The 20,030-nt window shown below is 53.0% G+C and carries 17 protein-coding genes; 1 reads left to right on the top strand and 16 read right to left on the bottom strand.

All coding sequences use genetic code 11. The features are described 5' to 3' along the window. Positions 1–24: 24 nt before the first annotated feature. The 14 genes from HFP08_RS00805 to HFP08_RS00740 form a co-directional block, all read right to left on the bottom strand. Positions 25–363 carry a cupin domain-containing protein gene (locus tag HFP08_RS00805; protein ID WP_168118612.1) on the bottom strand — a complete coding sequence of 113 codons (339 nt, stop codon included), beginning with the start codon at positions 361–363 and terminating at the stop codon, positions 25–27. 122 nt (positions 364–485) lie between these two features. Next, positions 486–971, bottom strand: a complete 486-nt coding sequence (locus tag HFP08_RS00800) for a CcdC protein domain-containing protein (RefSeq protein WP_168118611.1) — start codon at positions 969–971, stop codon at positions 486–488. Then, the gene (locus HFP08_RS00795; RefSeq protein WP_240941015.1) at positions 968–4,006 is read right to left on the bottom strand and encodes an RCC1 domain-containing protein; all 3,039 of its coding nucleotides are present in this window, start codon (positions 4,004–4,006) and stop codon (positions 968–970) included. The genes HFP08_RS00800 and HFP08_RS00795 overlap by 4 nt, the downstream gene beginning before the upstream one ends. A gap of 157 nt (positions 4,007–4,163) precedes the next feature. After that, positions 4,164–4,940: a DeoR/GlpR family DNA-binding transcription regulator gene (locus tag HFP08_RS00790; protein ID WP_168118609.1), complete on the bottom strand. Its 777-nt coding sequence runs from the start codon at positions 4,938–4,940 to the stop codon at positions 4,164–4,166. Positions 4,941–5,617: 677 nt separating this feature from the next. Continuing rightward, positions 5,618–6,721, bottom strand: a complete 1,104-nt coding sequence (locus tag HFP08_RS00785) for an ABC transporter substrate-binding protein (protein WP_168118608.1) — start codon at positions 6,719–6,721, stop codon at positions 5,618–5,620. A gap of 176 nt (positions 6,722–6,897) precedes the next feature. After that, positions 6,898–8,208, bottom strand: a complete 1,311-nt coding sequence (locus tag HFP08_RS00780; RefSeq protein WP_168118607.1) for an amidohydrolase family protein — start codon at positions 8,206–8,208, stop codon at positions 6,898–6,900. 5 nt (positions 8,209–8,213) lie between these two features. Continuing rightward, positions 8,214–9,080 carry an ABC transporter permease gene (locus tag HFP08_RS00775; RefSeq protein ID WP_168118606.1) on the bottom strand — a complete coding sequence of 289 codons (867 nt, stop codon included), beginning with the start codon at positions 9,078–9,080 and terminating at the stop codon, positions 8,214–8,216. Beyond that, positions 9,073–10,431 (bottom strand): FAD-binding oxidoreductase, encoded by a 1,359-nt coding sequence (locus HFP08_RS00770; protein WP_168118605.1) that lies wholly within the window; start codon positions 10,429–10,431, stop codon positions 9,073–9,075. Before HFP08_RS00770 ends, HFP08_RS00775 begins: the two co-directional genes overlap by 8 nt. A gap of 70 nt (positions 10,432–10,501) precedes the next feature. Continuing rightward, positions 10,502–11,266 (bottom strand): ABC transporter ATP-binding protein, encoded by a 765-nt coding sequence (locus HFP08_RS00765; RefSeq protein WP_240941014.1) that lies wholly within the window; start codon positions 11,264–11,266, stop codon positions 10,502–10,504. A 130-nt stretch (positions 11,267–11,396) separates the two neighbouring features. Next, on the bottom strand, positions 11,397–12,200 hold the full coding sequence (locus tag HFP08_RS00760; RefSeq protein WP_240940984.1) for a creatininase family protein: 804 nt from the start codon (positions 12,198–12,200) through the stop codon (positions 11,397–11,399). A 51-nt stretch (positions 12,201–12,251) separates the two neighbouring features. Next, the gene (locus HFP08_RS00755; protein ID WP_168118603.1) at positions 12,252–12,686 is read right to left on the bottom strand and encodes a cupin domain-containing protein; all 435 of its coding nucleotides are present in this window, start codon (positions 12,684–12,686) and stop codon (positions 12,252–12,254) included. A gap of 18 nt (positions 12,687–12,704) precedes the next feature. Then, positions 12,705–13,484 carry a cysteine hydrolase family protein gene (locus HFP08_RS00750; RefSeq protein WP_168118602.1) on the bottom strand — a complete coding sequence of 260 codons (780 nt, stop codon included), beginning with the start codon at positions 13,482–13,484 and terminating at the stop codon, positions 12,705–12,707. Then, on the bottom strand, positions 13,445–15,190 hold the full coding sequence (locus HFP08_RS00745) for a CocE/NonD family hydrolase (protein ID WP_168118601.1): 1,746 nt from the start codon (positions 15,188–15,190) through the stop codon (positions 13,445–13,447). The genes HFP08_RS00750 and HFP08_RS00745 overlap by 40 nt, the downstream gene beginning before the upstream one ends. A 1,059-nt stretch (positions 15,191–16,249) precedes the next feature. Then, positions 16,250–18,037, bottom strand: coding sequence for an SgrR family transcriptional regulator (locus HFP08_RS00740; RefSeq protein WP_168118600.1), 1,788 nt, complete (start codon positions 18,035–18,037; stop codon positions 16,250–16,252). Positions 18,038–18,147: 110 nt separating this feature from the next. On the opposite strand from HFP08_RS00740, the gene HFP08_RS00735 reads away from it, so the two are divergent. Continuing rightward, positions 18,148–18,327, top strand: a complete 180-nt coding sequence (locus HFP08_RS00735) for a hypothetical protein (protein ID WP_168118599.1) — start codon at positions 18,148–18,150, stop codon at positions 18,325–18,327. A 115-nt stretch (positions 18,328–18,442) separates the two neighbouring features. Here HFP08_RS00735 and HFP08_RS00730 read toward each other — a convergent pair whose 3' ends face one another. Beyond that, positions 18,443–19,030, bottom strand: a complete 588-nt coding sequence (locus tag HFP08_RS00730) for a ferric reductase-like transmembrane domain-containing protein (protein WP_168118598.1) — start codon at positions 19,028–19,030, stop codon at positions 18,443–18,445. Further along, positions 19,023–20,024 (bottom strand): FAD:protein FMN transferase, encoded by a 1,002-nt coding sequence (locus HFP08_RS00725; RefSeq protein WP_168118597.1) that lies wholly within the window; start codon positions 20,022–20,024, stop codon positions 19,023–19,025. The genes HFP08_RS00730 and HFP08_RS00725 overlap by 8 nt, the downstream gene beginning before the upstream one ends. Between the last annotated feature and the right edge of the window lie 6 nt (positions 20,025–20,030).

Here is a 20,030-nt window from a genome sequence, read left to right as displayed (position 1 = left end):
AATGCGCACACCCCCTCCCAACCATTACTGCTCGTTTTCGAACGCCCTCCAAGATGACAGCAAGTCCTCGCGCAGCGGGGTAAAGCAATCCAGCAGCGCGCTTTCCTCAAGCGCCGTCACGCCGTGGCGCGCCCCGCTCGGGATGACGATCGTCTCGCCTTGCTCGATAATCGTTTCCTCCCCTTCAATGCGGAATGCGATCCGTCCCTTCAGACAATAGCTCATCTGTTCATGCACATGGGAATGCTCATAGCCCTCCGCGCCTTGCTCGAATTGAACCTCCATCATCATGACGGATTTCCCCGGAGGAAGAATTCTGCGTTTCACGCCCGGCTCCGCAGGCTGCCAAATACGTTCAGTCATTTTGGGTCTGCCTCCTATGCATTCATATAGTCAACTAGAGTGCTGTCTCCAGTATACGGCAATTGACGAAACGGCGCATGTCTTGTGCCATCTCTTATCATCGCAGCTTGCCGAGCAAGCCGCTAGACCGTTCTGCGGTACTTCACAAAGCTGCCGACCCGCCATACACCGATATAGACAAACGCGAGCACCATTGTAAGTATCGTAAATTCGGAATAATCCAGACCCTTGAAATATTCGGATAGCCCAACGCGCAGCACGATAATCGCGATCAGCACATACTTGAAATTTTTGTTCGGCTTGGAATAGACCTGTCCGTCTTCGCGGCGTTCATAGCCCGTATGATACAGCATAATGCTGCCGAGGCCGGCGCCTAGAACGATCGCGCAGAGGAACTCCCACCAGACAGGCACATGAAATTCCTGATCGGGTGCAATCGCCAGTGAATAAATCGTCAACGCGAATACGATCGGCAAAATCATGACCGGGATGAGCATCCCGAAGCCTTTGTTGCGTATAGGTCTGCGGCGTCCCTTTGTTCTCAGCCAAATAACAAGGATAATAATCACTGCCATAAAGGCATAGCCGATTAATGCTTCTGGTTTCATTCCGATATCGCTCCCAACAAGTTCATAATAATCGTCACCGCTTCCGCTCTGGTCGTCTTGGCTCCGGGAGCGAACTCGTTGCTGTCTCGACCATGGATAATATCCGCGAGCTTCATATTGGCAACAGCTCCTCTTGCCCAAACTGGAATATCTCCATTATCCCTGAAATCCGTCTCTTCCCTTATCGATAAATCCGCGCCCGCCGCTCTCGCGGCCATGACCGCCAGCTCCGCGCGCGTAATGTTCGCTCCCGGCTGGAACGTCCCGTCCTCATAGCCGGCAACAATTCCGTTCTTAACCGCCTGCGCGACCGAATCTTGCGCCCATGTCGGTATCGCATCGTTGAAGCTGAGGACAGTTCCTTCTCCCTCAAGCTTCAAAGCGCGCATAAGCATGACGGTGAATTCAGCGCGGGTTATAGCAGCCTCCGGCCTGAAACTGCCTCCTTCGTAGCCTGTCACAATGCCCAGGTCGGCGGCAGCCATAATCGCCCGCTCAGCCCAATGCGCTTCGATATCCGAATAACGCTCAACTTTATCATTGAATTGGTCATTTCCGGCGCTTTCTATTGGCAACTCCAGCGCGTCGTCCCTTCTCTCCTCTAAAGTAAGGACTAGCTGCTCCTGCTTTATTGGTCTATATTTCGTCGAAAGCATCAGTTGACCATATTCATTAGATCCGAATCCCCATACCGTTCCGTCCTTCTGCACAACCATACTGGAGAAGAAGCCCGCTGATACGGATTGTACATTTGACAGTCCGTTCAGCATACGTGCCTGCACAGCTGCTATGGAATCATCTGCGATTCCCAGCTCCCCGAAGCTGTTGTCTCCCCAGACCCAAACCTTATGATTGACGTCAATAGCAAGATTATGGCCCAAACCGGCATCGATTGTTGTTATCCCCGTTAATGGCTGGCCATTCTCTATCATAACTTGAACGGGCGATAGAGTCGAATATGCTGTGTCCGCATCTCCCAATCGTCCGTATTGATTACTCCCCCAGCCCCAAACCGTGCCGTCTTGCGCGAGTGCCAGACTATGGCTTTCCCCCGCGGATACAGACACGATTGGAGAAGAAATTGCTCCAAGATCTACAGGAATAGCATAATTGACCGATTGCGTATCCACTCCGAGCTGATCATCATCATTAGACCCCCAGGAATACACCTCCCCTTTCCCGTCGACCGCAAGACTATGCGAATCTCCCGTTGCTATGGCGACAATTCCGGTTAACGGACCATTACGCCTGAAGACCTGCACAGCATTCAAAGGGCCGGTATAATACAAATCATGGACGCCCCACTCCCATACGGTTCCATCCTTTTTCAAAGCCTGACTATAATTGCCGCCCGCGGCTATTGCGATAACATCGTTCAAAATGCCATCGCTCGTATGAACTTGTGCAGCATAATTGGCTTCTTCGCGCGTCCCGTTGCCCAATTCTCCGAGAAAATTAGAACCCCATGCCCAAACTGTTCCATCTCGGCCCAGAGCTATAGCATGCGTTTTTCCATTTGCAACAGACACGATATTCGTCAAAGCCGAGCCATCTCCGACAACAACCTGCACAGGTTTATCTCTATCATCGTTGCTCCTATCGCCTAACTGACCATAATCATTATCGCCGGCACTCCATACGGTTCCGTCCTTCTTCAGCACAACACTAAAAAAGCTTCCTAACGCAGCTTGCTTGGAATCAGCAAGCAATGATCTCTGTGGAGCGCTGAAAGCACGGGATAGAGAATTGTCCCAAATCCATACCGTGCCGTCCTCCTTCAAGCCAACGACGGTCTCCTCTTTGCCGTTCAAAGCCTGGAAATCATCCAGCTCCTTCATTCGAACCGGTTGTTGAGCAGGCTGAGCCCCCAGGCAAGCCGCTCCCCAGCACCAGGTTGAACCATCGCTTTGTTTAATATAACCTGATAAATCGAGAGATACCGACGCAATGGATGTCGACGCGCTCAGCTCCAGCTTTTCATTGTCGAAAAACTTGCCTTTCCCGGCTTCCCAATCCATACCAGCACTTGAATCTACCATTTCGGTCACAAGACCTCGCGCATAGATATCATTATTATCTTTCACGAACAAACTATTCACTACTCCTGCCGCCATAGCGATATAGCTCTCGTCTTCTGACGTCACAGGCCTGGCAAGCTTCCATTCATAGACATCGGGATCATCGTCACGCAGTCCGTGCGTGAAGGCTACGAAATCCCAAAATTTGATATGGTTCAAATTACCTTTAACTTCTTCAATTTCATCCTCGGACAGCGACTCCTTTTGAGCGGCTTTCATCATGTACGCAACTAATCCTTCTTCCCCAAACCCTAATGTCCCATATCGATTAATTCCCCATCCCCATACTCTACCGTTCTCGTCAAGAGCCAAATTCGTCAACGCGCCTGCCGAAATTTTCTCGATATGATTCAAGGGAGCTCCCTCTGTTCGCACTTTGATAGGAGACGAGATTGCCTCTGAATCCACGCCGGCATAAGGACTGACGTAGGTTCCCCATTGCCAGACCTGACCGCTCTTATCCAAAGCAAGAACATTTTGATAATCGGCGGAGATCGATTGAATATCGTTCAAGCCGTTGATCATCGTCGCATAGACACTCTCCGTATTTTCCGTTCTATGGCCAAGCGCGCCATACTGGTTGAAGCCCCACGACCAGACTTGACCATTATGATCCAAGGCGATGGTGAAATTATCGCCCGCAGCGATTGCCTGAATATTCTTCAACCGCGTATCTCTATCGATAAGAACTTCCGTAGAACGTTGATAGCTGATTGATTCCCTTGTTCCATTCCCTAATTGCCCGAGGCTATTATTCCCCGTCGCTCGAACCGTTCCATCGCTCATTAACAAGCTTATGAAATTATAACCTGAAATCCCATTGCCCTGCTCTACAGCTACGATATACGGTTCTTTATCCGCTGCATCCCCCCATGCGAGCTCTACCACATAATTTGAAAATAATACGACAATCGCAATCACACTGAATAATAGTCTGACTGTCACTCTAGCATTCATCAATCCTATCGCTCCCTGTTTGTATGCTTTTTCCTTTTCCACATTTCTCTATTATAGTGCAATAGTCCCTGGCATAGTAGATTTACAGCGCAAAAAACCGCAGCCTGTGTAAGAAGAGCTGCGATTCTACTATAGTATGCATTTTGTGCGCAAAGGCTTATTTGACAGAAACGACGTTCAACGCATAACCGGAGCTTCGGAAAATCTCTATCTCACGCGGGTCCATCCGATCATCCGTAATGATCTCGTCGAACGCCTCCAGATCGGAAAATATCGCAAGCGAGGTATAACTGAATTTGGTCGCATCGGCTAGCAAGATCCGCGTGTTCGCCGCCTTCATGCTATTCTGTCTGGCTCCGACGAGCACGGGCGACCAAGCCATCGCGCCTTTGTCATGCGATACGGCTTCGCAGGTCATAAAGGCGATATCGACCGTGATCGAAGCCATCATGCGTTCGGCGTAGATGCCGTCCATGCTGTAAGCCCATTTGCTCACTCGGCCTCCCGTGCAATACACATCCAGACTGCCGAAACGCTCCTCGTTGGAGAGCAGGAGCGCGATATGCAGATCCCGCGTGATAACCTTCAGATTGCGAAAACGCTCAAGCTCGTTCACCATCGCCGCAGTCGTGGTTCCCGCATCCAGAATAATGCTCATCCCATCGCGGATATGCTTCGCCGCTTCGTTCGCGATCGCCGCTTTCTCAACCGGATGCTCGCTGGAGCGCTGCTCGTAGTTCGCGCCCATATAACGCTGAACCTTCACCGCTCCGCCGTGGGAACGCTGAATTTTCCCCTCCGACTCCAGCAAATCCAAGTCTCTTCGAATGGTCATTTGCGACACGCTGAACAAATCCGACAATTCGTTTATCGTCACTTGCTGCTTCTGATCGAGCAGCTTCATAATTTCATGCCGTCTTGTGCCTACAAGCATAAGCCTTCTCCCCCATCACAAGCTCCGCAAATTACAAGCTCCACAAGCTTCTCACTCATTATTTTCCAATCGTATCACAAATCGAAGCTCCGTTGGGTTACTTTTGCGATTTATCTCCCTCTCCAAGAGGTAAGTGAAAACTCCAGCCGCGCTCTTGCTATTGTTATAAAGACAGAAATAACGGATTAAGCCTTTCATTATCCTCCCTTACGGTCAAACGCGACCGTTACGCGACGATATCAACGATTTACAGGATGCAAGGGTCGCAGATGAGGCTGTCGATTAACTGTGGACTGGGCTGCAATGCTGATTTTCAGCGCTGCAGCTTTGGATGTCGCTCCGACTGGCGCTCTAGCGCTGATTTTCAGCGCTAGAGCTTCAAATGCGGAACGGGCTGAGGTGTTCCACAAGTAGGTGATCCACAGTTAATCGACAGCCTCATCCGTGTCCGTTAAAACCGAGAAAGGAGTAATAATGGCTTCTTACGGTCACTTGTGACCGTAAGGCTTCACTCCTTGATCAAATGGCCACTCGCTCATGGCTCCACCATGAATCGACAGCCTCATCGGCAGCCGTTAGCTTTCATCCCTTGATTAATATCGCCTGCAGGATGAAAGAGCGGCTCGCATCGCCGCCCCCCATGCCTGCTTATATGCCTTCCATCTTCCCAAAACTTCTTACTTCAAATCAGCAAAAGCCTTGTCTACGAATTCGTTCGTGAACGCTTCAGTTACGTCCTGGCTCTTCTTCGTCACGCCTAGATCGACCAGCTTCTTATTCATATCGTCCCAGCGATCTTGCTGCATGTGGCCAACCCCGTTCTCGGCCGCATCGCCCTCGTACACAAGCGGCTGAAGGGCTTTCGCGCTGTATGCGAACGCGTCAAGCGGAACATCCGGATTTTCCTTTTGAATCGTCGGATTGATCTCTTCATAGTTGTCCTTGTAGTAGTACCAACCCTTCATCGTCGCTTCGACGAACGCTTGCACGATATCGGGATGCTTCTCGATATACTCCTCCGTTGTCACCATCACATTCGCATACGGGTTATAGCCAAAGTCGCCGATCAGCATGCTCTCGGTTTCGATGCCTTGTTGGCCGAGCGTGTACGGCTCCGAGGTAATATAGCTTTGCACGACCGAGGTTTCGTTTGCCATGAAGCTGCTGAGCTCATAGTTATATTTCAGCTCGCGCGCTTTGGAGATATCGTAAGCCTTCTTGAAATATTCCCAGTAGGAGATGCCGCTGCTTACATACACGTCGCGTCCGTTCAAATCCTCGATTCCTTTAATATCCTGCCCCTTGTGGAAGGTCAGCGATTGCGGGCTCGTTTGGAAGGTTCCGAGAATCGCGACCAACGGAATGCCGTTCTCGCGAGCGACCAGCACCTCGTCGCTGGAGCTCATCGCGAATTGCGCTTTGCCGGATGCGAGCAGCTGCGTGCCGGATACGTTGACGCCCGGCGTAATCGTCATGTCAAGACCGGCTTCCTCATAGTAGCCTTTCGCCAGCGCCGCATAATTGCCTCCATGCTCGGATTGCGCATACCAGTTCGTTATTTGCGTAATCTTCGTCAGCTCCTTGGGAGCGTCCGTTGCCGGGGGAGCATCCGTCGCTGTTCCGCTAGTGTCCGAAGAAGTCGTTGGCGTTGAAGACGACGCGTTGTTATTCGCATTATTGCCCGAAGAGCAGGCTGACACGACAACCATCAGGGCGATAATAGCAAGCATGAGAACGGATCGTTTGGCGTTAAATCGTACTGTCTTTTTTTGGATTGGCATGGTTGTTCCCTCCACTTTGTCTCTATTCGTTACTCTCTCGACTGCAATTCTCGCTAACCAACCTGTCGCTGACGCTCATTACTTGCGGCTCACTCCACTTCACTTCACTTCACTTGACTTCACTTGACTTGACTTCTCTTCTCTTCTTTCTCTTGCCAGTCGCCCAAGCAAATCATCTAATCCAGCCAGACCTCCCGAACATGGGCGCTTGCCCATGTGCCGTTCACCGCCACCCAGCGCGATGGCGATTCCTCGAGCAGAAGCTGCTCGGGAGTCGTTGCATCCAGGACGACGATATCCGCTTGATGATTTTGCCGCATCCCGTATTCGCGAAGTCCCATAAGCGCCGCCGGCGTTTGCGTGATCATGTCCAAGATTCGTTCGGCATCGGACGCGGCGCCCATATGCGCGGCATAAGCGGCAATTGCCCCAATATGGAGCAGATCGCCTCTGCCAAACGGATGGAACGGATCTTGAATATTGTCGGACGCTGCCGCCACTTCGACGCCGTCCTCCAGCATTTCTTTCACTCGGGTTACGCCTCTGCGAACCGGACCTTCATCCCCCCTGCCCTGCAAATACAAGTTCACTGCCGGCAGCGTGACCGCGCCTACCTTCGCTTGCGCCATCAATTCGATAATCAGCCGAGCTTCATCCTTCGGCATGCTCGACAAGGAGCAGAGATGGCCGGCGGTCACCTTTCCTTCATAGCCCGCCGCGATTGTCGCATGGCAAATGGTTTCGATTGTGCGCATCGACGGATTATCCGTCTCGTCGACATGCAGATCGACCGGCACGCCAAGCTTCTCTGCTTGCTTGAAGAGCAGCTTGACATCGAGCGACGGATCCTCCATCAGATGGGGACAACCTCCGATTCCGTCCATGCCGAGTCCGATCAACTCGGTGCTCAGCCGCTTCGCGCCTTCAGGATCTCTCGCAAAGCTCAGCATCGGGAATAGCTGCAGTTTCACTCTGCCCTTCAACTCCTCGCGGGCCTCGAGAGCAGCCTCGATCGTGCGATACAGCACCTCGCGCCCGAGATGCGCCGGCATGTCCAGATGCGTCCGCATCGCGGTCGTCCCATGCCGAAGGCCCATCAGCGCCGTTCTCACCATCCGCTCGCGAATATTCGCCTTGGAGAACTCTCCTGCCTTGCCGCTGTAGTTCGCTATCGCCTCAAGCAAGGTGCCTGATGAATTGCCTACTTGATCCAGCGTAAGCGCCTTATCGAGATGCATATGCATATCCACGAAGCCCGGCAAAGCGATTCTACCTTCCAAATCAACGATTGCCGGCAATCTGCCCGGCGCGCCTTGCTCGAGCGAACGGCGATCCCTAATGCTGACGGCGTCGTCCAGGCTCAGCCTCTGCGGATGAGCGATGATCCTCTTCCAGCAACCGCCTTCCGCAATCAGCTCATGCCAGCTGTCCGCGTCGCCTCCCAGCGGCAGCTTTGCATTAATGACATGCAAATCCCCCTTCGCCATTGCGTCTAATTCTCCTTCGCCAGCTCGGATTCATGCCAGGAGCTGAGCAGAAGCCTCGACAGCCTGTTCACAATCAAGTAGAACACGATGCCGAGAATCGAAGCGGACAGACCGCAAGCGAACAAATACGGCGTTCTCAGCCGAGTGGCGGCAACGGTGATCGCATAGCCGAGACCGCCGTTCGCGCCGCCGAGTCCCGCCATGTATTCGCCGACAATGGCGCCAATGACGGACAACGTGGCCGAGATTTTCAGGCCCGCGATAATATAGGGCAGCGCGGCCGGCAGGCGCAGTCTCCACATCGTCTGCAGCGGCGTCGCATTGTAGAGGAAGAATAGATTCTTCATGTTATGATCGGTGCTGTTGAGTCCGATTAGCGTATTCGACAGCATCGGGAAGAAGCCGATCAGGAAGGTAATGAAGACAATAGCGTTCGTGCCCGCTCCGAACCAGATGACGATAATCGGAGCAATCGCGATAATCGGAATGGTCTGCAGCACGATGGCATAGGGGTAGACGCTTTTCTCTACGAGCTTCGAGCTCGCGAGGATGATCGCGAAGCCTACGCCGATCAGAACGCTGAAGATGAACCCGATAACCGTCTCCGTTGCCGTCGTCAGCAGCGCATTGGAGAGAGAGCTCCCGTTCTCTACCGCGGCCTGTACAATATCCGATGGCTTCGGCAGCAGGTAGATCGCCACATCGAGCTGTCGGCAGATCAGCTCCCACAAGCCGACCACAACGACGAATGCGGCAAGCGGCGGCCAAACGCCGCTTAGCTTCTTCAGCTTCTTCGCGAACGACACGGACGATCCTTCGACAACCGCTTTCTCCGCGGGGAGCGTACCTGCGCTCGCATAGGATTTACTCATGTTGAGTCACCTCTTCCTGTTCTTGTTCCCCGAACAGCTTGCCTGGATTAAGCAAATTGCGGGGATCGTTCAGCTTCTTTCGTTCAACCATGCCGTCGTACGTCTTGTTCTTATTGTCCAGCTTCCAGGTATGCGGGTTATTGACGGGAACGCCGATTTCATTAAGAAAGTCGATAATTTCGTTCAGCCGCTCCTCCGAAGTGAATTTCAACAGCGGCAGATTGGCGGGAACCGTGCCGTTTCCTTCTCTCGCTTTCATCCATTCCATATGCATAATGACCTCATCGCCGAAGCGCTCCTTCACCTGTCTGATCTGAGCTATATACTCCGTCGGAGAGAAGCCGCATTGCAGGTACGTGTAAGAGGCATCCGCCTTCAACGCCCACAGCGTCGTATGATTGAAGGTGAAGTCCGTCAGGCTGACGCCTTTTCGCGTATGCGAATCCTCCTTCGTATAGCCAATATGCCCGCCTTCTTCCCCGGCGATCTTCCGCAACCTATCCAGCGAGCCCTTCTCCATCTCGAGCAGCACCGCTGCACAGCCTTCTTCAAGATGACGAGCCAAGGGGGCAAAATAACTCGGCAACGGCCACTCGTGCAAACTCACGACCCGTTTGACAAGAGTCGGGTCATCCGCCACTCGATTGGCGAATCGCAGCGCATCCTCCAGCTTCTCGAATTGGCCGATCGCTTCCTGCCATTCCTTGGCCGGCGCCAAGGGAATAACAACCTCGGCCACAATGCCGGTCGTGCCGTAGCCGTGAATATAGTCAATCATCTCATCACCCCGAATAACCAAGCGCCGAGGCTGCTCTTCCATGGTGTAGACCACCAGCTCGAGCACATTCCCGTTCCATAGGCCGCCGTAAGTGATGGAGCCGATGCCGGCAGAGCCCCCTCCGATAAAGCCCCCGATAGTGGCGATCATCAGCGTGCTCGGATAAATTCTCAGCTCCTGTCCCGTAGCTCGAATCGCTTTCTCCAGCGCGCCAAGCTTCACGCCCGCCTGACATCTGGCATAACCGTCGCCGATCTCCAAAATCTCGTTCATGCCCGTCAAATCCAGAACGATGCCGCCGCTAAGCGGAACGGCCTGCCCATAATTGCCTGTGCCGCCGCCTCTGGGCGTGACTGGAATGCTGTGGGCATAAGCGTAGGCCAACGTCTGCCGCAAATCCTCGTCGCTCTGCACCTTAACCGCGCCTTCCGCGATCTTGTCCTTCAGCTTCGCCTTCAGCAGCGGCGAATACCAATAATAATCCTTCGACAGCTTCTCGATTGCAGCAGGCTCCACCACAACCTTGCCCTTCCCCAGCAAATCATCAACCTCCGCTTGCCACCCCGCGCTCATGGCTGCACCTCCATCCTGATTATGAAATCGTTAAGGCTCTAATCCTGTGCCAGATTCATCCTGTGAAGCATTAATGCTGCAAGACGTTCGAAACGCTTCGCACCAGCTCGCCGAACTTCGCCGTTGAGCGGTAATCCTGACTGCGCGGATAGGGTACGTCGATGTCGATAATCTCGGAAATCCTTCCCGGACGCGGCGTCATGACGGCAACCCTGCTCGACAGGAATACCGATTCGAACACATTGTGAGTGACGAACAGCACCGTCATCCTCTTCTCTTGCTGCCAGATCGAGAGCAGCTCATCCTGCAGCGTCTGGCGCGTAATTTCGTCCAGAGCGGCGAAAGGCTCATCCATCAGAAGCAGCTTCGGCTTCGATACCAGCGCCCTTGCAATCGACACGCGCATCTTCATTCCGCCTGACAGCATTCTCGGCAGCGCCTTCGTATAGTCGCGCAGCCCGACCATCTCGAGCACGCGCTCCGCCTCCTTGCGGCTCTCCTTCTTCGAGTCTCCCCGGAGCGACAGCGGCAGCATCACATTATCGATGACCGAGCTCCATGGCAGCAGCGTATGATCCTGGAAGACGAAGGAGGTGTTGTTCGCCTTGCGCGCTTCCTTCGGCGTCTTGCCAAGCACGGTAAGCTCGCCGGACGTATGGCCGCTAAGACCTGTGATCAGCTTGAATATCGTCGACTTGCCGCAGCCCGAAGGACCGACGAAGGAGATGAATTCCCCTTCGGATATCGTCAGGTTCACATCGCTTAACGCGACCGTGCCGTTCGGATAGGTTTTTGATAGACCATTCATACGAACGAATGCCGCGTCATCCGTCATGTCAGCCCAAGCCTTGCCCGCCTCAACCTCTTCTTTCCACATCGTTTCCATTAAAGCCGCCTCCTTCTCATTCGCTCCGGACCTGATCTAATTGCCGCTAAACCATCCTAACCCCTGAACCATCCAAGACTTATTGCCGCCGCTTCTTCAAGCTCGCCATATCGAATTCGACCAGTTCCATCAGCGTCCTCGCCATCGCCTTGCCGCCCCGTTCGTACAGATGACGGCCAAGCTCCAGCGACGCAAGCTTCGCGTTCCCCGCGATGCCGGATTCGGAAATGTCGTTCATCACCCATGCGAACGGTTTATTCTTGAATTGCAGATTGGGCGACGAAGGAAAATTCGGAATTTCATCCGGCGCTTCCTTCATATCGACCCAATGCTCCCGCGACGCGAGAATCAAGGATGTCTCCACATCGCCGCCATGAATATCGATCGTGCCTTGCCGCTTGATCACCTCGGGATCGGCGGAGCCGTCGAACTGCACCTGGAAGACGGCCAACCCCGTTTCGATTCGAATCTCCCTCGCCATCATCGACAGCAGATCCACATTGCCGCCATGCGTATTATAGAAGGCCAGCTTCTTGAAGCCGCTGATTTGCAAGCTCCTCGCAATATCCATCACCACGGCCATGAGCGTCGTCGCCGATAAAGTAATCGTGCCCGGGATGCCCAAATGCTCGGTGCTCTTCCCGTAAGCTAGCGGCGGTATGAGCCATACCGGCGCGTCGTCGGGAAGCTGCTCGAACGCGTGCGTCAGCATCGTTTCATTAATGAGCGTGTCGGTGTAAGTCGGCAAATGCGGTCCATGCTGTTCGACGGCCGCGACTGGAAGCAAGACCAGAGCGTTTTCCTTATCGAGCTCGACTACCTGCTTCCGGCTTAATCGGGGCAGGAAATGCGCATCCCATGCTTTGCCCGTATATCTGTTCATCTCCATCTCTCCCTATCCCATGAATAACGTTCTCTATGCTGGCTGCACGCGTTATCTCGCTGCGGAAAGCGACGATAGAATCGTCAAATCCTCTTCGTCCAGCGAAGCTTCAATACCGGATTTGATCAGATCGGAGAACTTCTCGTCCGGCACCATCGTCGTCAGCACATACAATCTGGAGCTGCCCGTATTGATGACCTGGTGCGTCTGTCCGGGATAGACAATGAAATAAGCGCCTTGCCCGATCGTCATGCTCTCGTCGCCGACGGTGGCGATGCCTTCCCCATGCAGCACGTAGAAATATTCGAACGCCTCCGCGTGCTCATTCGGCGGCGTCTTTCCCTCCACGTCGAAAATCTCGACGACCGAGACGAACGGAACCTGCGTCCCGTCGCATAGGAGAACGAACTTGTTGCTGTCCTTTGGCGAAATTTTGTACACCGGGCTTTGATCGTAACGTCCTGCCAGCAATACAGGCTTTGTCATAACAAGCACCTCCATAGATTAGTTGGATGAAATGATTTCCTTCGATTGAATCGCTTCATATAACGCGCCAGAATCCGTAATGAATCCGTAGCATTGCTTGATATTATAGTAAGTTGCGTCAATGCAATAAGGGGGAGAGTTCGTCGCGCAGCAATCCTTCACGAGCACGGCGTCGTACCCGGCGTGAACCGCATCCTCCAGCGTCGACATGACGCATTGATCCAGATTGACGCCCATGAACAACAACGTGTCCACTCTCAAATTTCGCAGAATACTATCCAGCGGCGTATCCCAAAAGCCGCTCATCCGATATTTGTCCACATGAATGTCCGAGGGCTCCACCTTCAAGTTATCGATAATCGCCGCTCCCCAGCTTCCCTTCTCGAGCACCTTCGACCCGTTCTCCGGAAGCGGCTCGCCGATTCCCGTTCCCGTGCCTGCTCCATTGTAGACATGAAGGATGGACGGACTAAGATTAAGCCGATCCTCGCGATTGCCCCAGTTCAGCCAGATGACGGCGACCCCTTCGCTTCTCAGAACTTCCAGCGCGGCGTTCTGCGTGTCCGCAAGCGCGCCGAGCGTCGCGTAATCGCCGCCGATATAGTCCACCCAGCCGCCGGCGGAGCAGAAATCATTCTGCATGTCGACGACGATGACCGCCGTTCGATGCAGATTGATGGCGATGCGCTGCGGCTCCGCCTGAAGCGTAATGAAGATGCTCTGATGATGCTTTCGCGTCAGATTCGCTTCCACTCCGTTTACAAACCAGTCATTTCGGCCATTGCCAAGTCGATGCATACATCCTCCTCCTTCTCAATCGCTCGTACAGGCAACTGCAGCTTCGAGCTCTCGTAGTTGACGGCTACCGAGGCGATCAACAGATCCTGCGGCCCGGCCTGAGCAGACTTGCTGATGCTCCGACCGTTCGGGTGACGAGCGAACAAGGGATACGCGCTTCCCGTCAATTCCAGGCGAATCGCTTCGCCGGCCTGCAATTCAATCGCAATCGGTCTGAGCTCGATGCTCAGGTTCTGCCACAGCTCATGCTCGCCGGCCTCCGCCGTTATCTCGGCGACGCCCGCCGTCAGGAAAGTGACTGCGCCATCCGCTCCGACGACGCTAAGTATGGCTACCAGATCTGTCGGCCCGCCCATCGTCTGGGCTTGAGCCGCCACCTTCGGGGCGCCGTAGAGGCTCGTCGGATAAGCAAGCGGTGCGCTTGTGTAGACTAACGCTTCATACCGGTCCTGCTCGACTCTGCGATCCTTCGGCTGATAGCCCTCCAGAGTCATCGGCAGCCGCGCATCGTAGACGAATAGATCGGGCATCGCGTTGATGCCTGAAGAGCGATGCTCCAACAACCTTCCCCCGCCAGAGCTTCCGTTCGCCGGCTTCTCCGAGCCGTTCAACCATTGCTCGCGAAGCTCGCCTGCGCTTGAGAGCGGCGAGCCCTGCCTGGAGGTCATCCATTCGCAGCTGCCTCGTTCGTAATAGCTCACCTCAGGCTCGCGACTCCTTTCATCGATTGGTTTGCGCTTCGGATCGAGCCAGTATTTGAACCATTCGGCCTGCTCTACGTGAATATTGCCGTCCGCCTCGCCCCCGTGATCGACGCCACCGGAATATCTGCCCCATGGAATATGATCCCATGGACCAATCTTCAGCTTGAAAGCAAGATCTCCGGTTCTCGGCACACTCTTCAGCATGTCGTAATCCCCGAGCGTCCCCATCAGGAACACATCGTACCAGCCTCCGATCAGAAAAGCCGGTATCGGCTGCTCCAGGAAGCTCTCGGCCCAGCTTCTCTTCTCCCAGTACTCATCGTAAGCGCTATGCCGCAACCATTCTTCATAAGCCGGAAAATACTTTCGCAAGATCGGATGCGAACCGTTCTCCATTATCGGGTAAAGGAGGTCGTCCGGCGTTTGTTTCCTAACCAGCGTGCAATATCTCTCCGTCTCCGCATCTCCCGCTCTTCTTGCCGCGTCTCGGGCCAGTTGGAAAGCCCATGGCACATGCTCGGCCGCCGCGAAACGGCCTTGCGGATAGATCATTCCGTGATAGAGATCCGCACCGCACATGCCGGGAGCGATCGCCTTGAGCGAAGGCGGCTTTTGCGAAGCCGCGGCCCATTGGGTGCAGCCCTGGTAGGAGAACCCGTACATGCCTACATGACCGTTTGATTGCGGAAGCGCGGCCGCCCATTCTACCGTATCGAAGCCGTCCTCCGCTTCATGAATGAAGGGATCGAATTCGCCCTGGGAATCCCCTCTTCCTCTCACATCCTGAATAATGACAATGAAGCCTTGGCGCGCGTACCATACCGGATGCGCCTGAGTAATGGTTGAAGCAATCATTCTGCCGTAGGGCTGTCTCATCAGCAGCACAGGATAGAGGCCCGCTTCCCCGGGACGATAAATATCCGCATATAACACAACGCCGTCGCGCATGACACAAGCTTGTTTGCGTTCGACCGTACAACCGCCAAATCGAATAATTCCCATGCATGCACCCTCTTCGTCATTATTTCCAAGCATTTAATTGACTCAATAAGCATTGAATAGACTAAATAAGCATTAAATAGACTTAATATTCAGAATTTTAAAACCACTGTACATTTACCATCACTTACTCTGATTCGGACTTAAAAGTACTAGAGCAATTCATCAATCCTTCTGACATCTCATAAACAGGAGTGAAGCGCTAGTGCTAGACCACCTTGCTTATGTCACTTATTATAACGTCATTTGTTATTTAGTCAACAAATATTATGTGATTTTATGATTGTTAGTGTTATTTTTATAATGTAAACGCACAACATTTTGTGATTTCGGTTACATTTAACTATTATGTTACATACAATTGACGCGATTAGATAATAAAATCCGACTTTATGCGTGAGAGGACATAGGAGACGCTATTAGAGAAAAATACGGAGTTTATTCACTTTGGCGGACACTGGAGACGCTATTTCCTCAAAAATCCAATAAAAACGCCGCTTTTTCGAAAATAATGTCATCTCTGTCCGCGAAATCATAAAAACGGCTCATATTGACGAAATAGTGCATCTACGGTCCGTTGCGATAACAAAATTGAGAAAGATGCCTAACGGCGTCCTTGTCAAAGGTAATCAGCGCATAAGCGCGGAACGTGCTGTTTTGGAAGCTGTAAAGCTGGTCACCTACGTTGCAGAGTGAAAAGCGGACACACAACGCACTCCAACGCTGGTCGCCAACGCTGCAGACTGAAAAGCGGACACACAGCGCACTCCAACGCTGCTCACCTACGTTGCAGAGTGAAAAGCGGACACACAGCGCACTCCAATGCTGGTCACCTACGCTGCAGAGTGAAAACTGACCCGCAGCGCGCTCCAATGCTGGTCACCTACGCTAGATGGAAGAGGCCCACCTCCAAAATTAATCGCTATAATGCAAAATAAAGCGAACCATCGCTGGTTCGCTCACTCTTCGCAAAACAACACGCCGTCACACTCCAGCAGCCGCCACTGGACCGCGAAACAATTACAATTTAGCCTCCAACAGCCACCACTGGACCGACGACAATTAAGTTTTGGCCTCCAGCCAGATATCCTTGAAGTCGATCCAACCAAGCGAATTCATGCCGACGCCCCTGATATTAGGGTTATAGAAAGTGTTCAGCTTCTTATGCAGCAGAAAGCTAACATGGCATTCATCGCGAAGCTTGTTCTCGATTTCCATCAAATACCGCCATCGATCCTCTTCCCCTTTACAGCCCAGCGCGGTGCCGATCCTCTCCTTCACCCAGCCAAGCAAGCCGGGATCGAGATGCTCGCGCAGGAAGTTGCCGCTTTGCTCGAACAGCTCGATCATGCAGACCTCATCCTCCGCGAAGACAACGCAGTACAGAATGCAGTCGGAGCTCCGCACCGCTTCAAGCTCCCTGATTGTCAGCCAGGTTTCAATATTCAGCTCGATCACAATGCCATAAACGGCAAGCTCCCTCTGCAGCCACCTGGCGTCATGCTCGTGAATGCCGTAAGTGATAATCTTGACGGGCTCGCCATTATAGCCGGATTCGGCAAGCAGCGCTAAAGCCGATTCAACATCGCGATCCGCTTCATAATTCCGAGAGCGCTGATCAGGGTAAAATCCTCTAGCGGGAAAGATGCGATCCTCGCCGAGTTCCTTGATCATTCTCGCACGATCAATCAGCAGATCGACAGCCTTCCTGAACGCGGCCGACTGCTGAGGTCCGCTCTTGCCCAGGTTCCAGGTTAGAAGACTGCAGCCTTTGCATACATATTCGATCTTCTGCCAGCCCTGCTCCAGCGAAAACTCCTTCATATCGTGATCAACCAACAGTTGCTCCCAGGTTTTCGAATAGATGGCCGTATCCTCCGGCATCATGACGATGACAACGCCGTCCAGATGCGCCCTGCCTTGAAAATAATGAGGATTAGCCTCCATTACGAATTGATTCTGGGACCACTCTACAAAGCGGAACGGCCCCGTTCCAATCGGATGGCTCCAGAAGTGTTCATCCTGCTCGACAAGTTCATGAGGAACGATCGCCAGACCCGATGAACAAAAAAATCGCAAGAACAGCCAATTCGGCTGCTTCAATCGGAAAACAACCGTCCTCGCACCATGCTTCTCCACGCGATCCACCAGACGGACGAACCAGCCCGATGCCGCGCTGCCTCGCAGCCTTTCGAATGTATACAGCACATCCTCCGCTTCAAGCTCCCTGCCATGGTGGAAGAGCACGCCTCTGCGCAGATGGAAACTCCATTCCATGCCCGTATCATTCACTTCCCATGCATGGGCAAGCGACGGCACGACTCTCTGCGTTTCCCGGTCATATTGCACGAGGCCATCAAAGATTTGCTTTACCATATGGGCGCTGAAAGCATAATAGATCTCCTTCGGGTCCAAGGTGAGAATCGGCCGATAGACGGGAAGCCGGAGCACATCCGCTTCCATATCGTTAATATTGACCGTGCGATAGCCGAATTGCCCGTTCATCCATTCCACGAAATGCTGACGGGCGGAGGTTCCCTCTCCATAGCGGCCGATAAGCTCGAACGCCGACTGATATTCTCCTTTGAGGGCATGCTGCTGCGCCATATCCAACAGCTTTTTCTCCTTGGCGACAAGGAATGTCAGCCTGGATCGATTGCCTCGGCCCAGGCCGGCTTGCCAATGAATATCGCCCTCTTCTGCCAGCTTTCTCAGAATCAGCTTCACATTCCGCTGGGTGCAATAGAGCGCCTCCGCAAGCTGCTCCAGCGTCACCTCAATCGGTAGATCAATTCCTTCGCCTTCGGCAAATCGCGTATAGAGAGCCAGGTATCGCTCATCGCTCAACATGTCCGCACCTCCAATATCCCTCCTCTTTAAAAGGGGAAATGATTATAATGAATTATACACTTTTCATCCTCTTTTCTCCCCTGCATAATAAAGGAAGAGAACAGAAGGAGATGAATACCATGTATGATGATCATTATGTGATGCAGCAAATGCGTGAAGAGAGAGAACGCGAGTGGAGCAAGCGAGACCGCAGAGGAGAGTTCGCTCAGGATAGCAGGAAGCGCAAGCTCGGCTTCTGGACGCAGATGGTCTTGCAAACAGCTCGGATCATGAAAGGAATCGTCAAATAATATGAGGCGACAACCAACTTGAGGGTGCTCTGCAGTCATTTGAAATGACATACGGGGCACCCTCTCCAGTTTCAGCAATTCTCTGCCGGTTCTATTTTATTCATCCGATCAACCCCTACTGCCTTACTTCCCTTTCCACGATTTCAACTCGTCTGGCACTCTTCACCTTATTTCCTTTCAGCAGGAAGCTCAAAGCAGTAAGAACGATAATGACAACCACCGTGCCCCCGTACATGTATTGAATGCCCTCCGCCTTGCTGTCCGTCCCGAGAAAGAACCCATGAATGAGAGATAACACGAATATGGGATAGGAAAGCAGATGAATGCCCAGCCACAGCGCCTTGTTCAATTTGTTGCGAAGATCCGTGCTTAAAATCAGCAGCAGCATTCCGTATACGCTAATTGTGCCTATCCCGTTCAATACTGGATGCTCATTCGCCGTGAAGGGCACGAATATTTCCCTCCACGAAAACGGCATATACGAGTCAATGTAGAGGAAAACACCGTGCAGCAAGCCGATTGCCGTCCCGCTGATCGTCAATCGATAATGCCATCGGTATACCATCAGCTTCTGCGGCTTTGTCCAGAAGCGGTAGCTGTAAGTAATGCCAAGCGCCATACCCAGCGCCAACAAGAGATAGGAAACGATGCCCAGCACTCTAATTATCGACCACGTCGGCCACTCCATAACCCAATCAAACATATTCAGCCCTCCTCAACCAAATCATTTCTTTCGATTTTGTAAATAATTGCGCTTCGTAATCAGGAGCATTCCTCAGGAGCAACTCCGCTCCTGCCTCGCCGCCGCAGAGACATAATGTCTTCGCCCACACTTCGCATATTACCGGGTCGGCTCCGATTACGGTGCATTGCGCCACATCGCTTTGTCCGGATGACCGCGTTCGCGGATTAATCAGATGATGCTTCACGCCCTCGTCCGTCGCCCAGCGTCTGCCAAGCGTGCTTGATGTAGCCATGGCCCCGTTGCGGAATGACGCCTGCCCAAATTCCATCTCGGGATTCCAAGGATCCTCGTAGCCAACACGCCAAGGCTCGTCATCGCCATAGCCGCCCCATGCCATGAGATCGCCTCCCGCATTAATCAATCCTCGAGCCACACCCCAATCCCGGCGCAAATACGCGGCCAAGCGCTTCACCGTCCAGCTCTTCACGAGTCCGCCCAGATCGATCGAGCAATCCTCCGGCATTTGCATGGATCGCATTCTGCGATTCAGCTTCAGCGGGTAGAGGCTCGGGCTTGTCTCCCGGCAGTTATCTTCTGCGAAAAGATGAAGAGTCGAGCGCGTCGCTTCCGATCGGCCGCTATCGCTATCATCGTTGTCTTGAATCGCATTGGCCGATGTCGACGCCAGTCGCTCAAACGTCTGATCGTATCCTTCGGCTTCGAGCGCATTCAGAATCGTAATATCGAACCAGCCTTCTGTCATCTCATAATAATGCTCCGCAAGCTCCAGTACTTCAGCCATGTCATCGCTGATCAAGGACAAGCTGCCGGCCTTTCGGTTCAAATCGCATAGCTCGCTGGTTTTCCGAAATCTGCTGAATTGAATCTCCGATCGTTCGAAGAATTGCTTCGCCGCCCGCAGCACGCTGTCCAGGCGTTTCTCCTCGATAGCGGGAAATATAGCCGATATATCCGTATTCATCGCGCGAAATTGAATGTGATTGTTCATCATTCTGCC

The sequence above is a fragment of the Paenibacillus sp. HB172176 genome (assembly GCF_011947265.1).
GTDB lineage: Bacteria > Bacillota > Bacilli > Paenibacillales > Paenibacillaceae > Pristimantibacillus.
This window is presented reverse-complemented; position numbering and strand designations above follow the sequence as displayed.

What these genes read in the sequence shown, in the direction of transcription:
- HFP08_RS00805 (WP_168118612.1), bottom strand. Translation starts at nt 363, where the DNA reads ATGACTGAACGTATTTGGCAGCCTGCGGAGCCGGGCGTGAAACGCAGA.
- HFP08_RS00800 (WP_168118611.1), bottom strand. Translation starts at nt 971, where the DNA reads ATGAAACCAGAAGCATTAATCGGCTATGCCTTTATGGCAGTGATTATT.
- HFP08_RS00795 (WP_240941015.1), bottom strand. Translation starts at nt 4,006, where the DNA reads ATGAATGCTAGAGTGACAGTCAGACTATTATTCAGTGTGATTGCGATT.
- HFP08_RS00790 (WP_168118609.1), bottom strand. Translation starts at nt 4,940, where the DNA reads ATGCTTGTAGGCACAAGACGGCATGAAATTATGAAGCTGCTCGATCAG.
- HFP08_RS00785 (WP_168118608.1), bottom strand. Translation starts at nt 6,721, where the DNA reads ATGCCAATCCAAAAAAAGACAGTACGATTTAACGCCAAACGATCCGTT.
- HFP08_RS00780 (WP_168118607.1), bottom strand. Translation starts at nt 8,208, where the DNA reads ATGGCGAAGGGGGATTTGCATGTCATTAATGCAAAGCTGCCGCTGGGA.
- HFP08_RS00775 (WP_168118606.1), bottom strand. Translation starts at nt 9,080, where the DNA reads ATGAGTAAATCCTATGCGAGCGCAGGTACGCTCCCCGCGGAGAAAGCG.
- HFP08_RS00770 (WP_168118605.1), bottom strand. Translation starts at nt 10,431, where the DNA reads ATGAGCGCGGGGTGGCAAGCGGAGGTTGATGATTTGCTGGGGAAGGGC.
- HFP08_RS00765 (WP_240941014.1), bottom strand. Translation starts at nt 11,266, where the DNA reads ATGACGGATGACGCGGCATTCGTTCGTATGAATGGTCTATCAAAAACC.
- HFP08_RS00760 (WP_240940984.1), bottom strand. Translation starts at nt 12,200, where the DNA reads ATGAACAGATATACGGGCAAAGCATGGGATGCGCATTTCCTGCCCCGA.
- HFP08_RS00755 (WP_168118603.1), bottom strand. Translation starts at nt 12,686, where the DNA reads ATGACAAAGCCTGTATTGCTGGCAGGACGTTACGATCAAAGCCCGGTG.
- HFP08_RS00750 (WP_168118602.1), bottom strand. Translation starts at nt 13,484, where the DNA reads ATGCATCGACTTGGCAATGGCCGAAATGACTGGTTTGTAAACGGAGTG.
- HFP08_RS00745 (WP_168118601.1), bottom strand. Translation starts at nt 15,190, where the DNA reads ATGGGAATTATTCGATTTGGCGGTTGTACGGTCGAACGCAAACAAGCT.
- HFP08_RS00740 (WP_168118600.1), bottom strand. Translation starts at nt 18,037, where the DNA reads ATGTTGAGCGATGAGCGATACCTGGCTCTCTATACGCGATTTGCCGAA.
- HFP08_RS00735 (WP_168118599.1), top strand. Translation starts at nt 18,148, where the DNA reads ATGAATACCATGTATGATGATCATTATGTGATGCAGCAAATGCGTGAA.
- HFP08_RS00730 (WP_168118598.1), bottom strand. Translation starts at nt 19,030, where the DNA reads ATGTTTGATTGGGTTATGGAGTGGCCGACGTGGTCGATAATTAGAGTG.
- HFP08_RS00725 (WP_168118597.1), bottom strand. Translation starts at nt 20,024, where the DNA reads ATGATGAACAATCACATTCAATTTCGCGCGATGAATACGGATATATCG.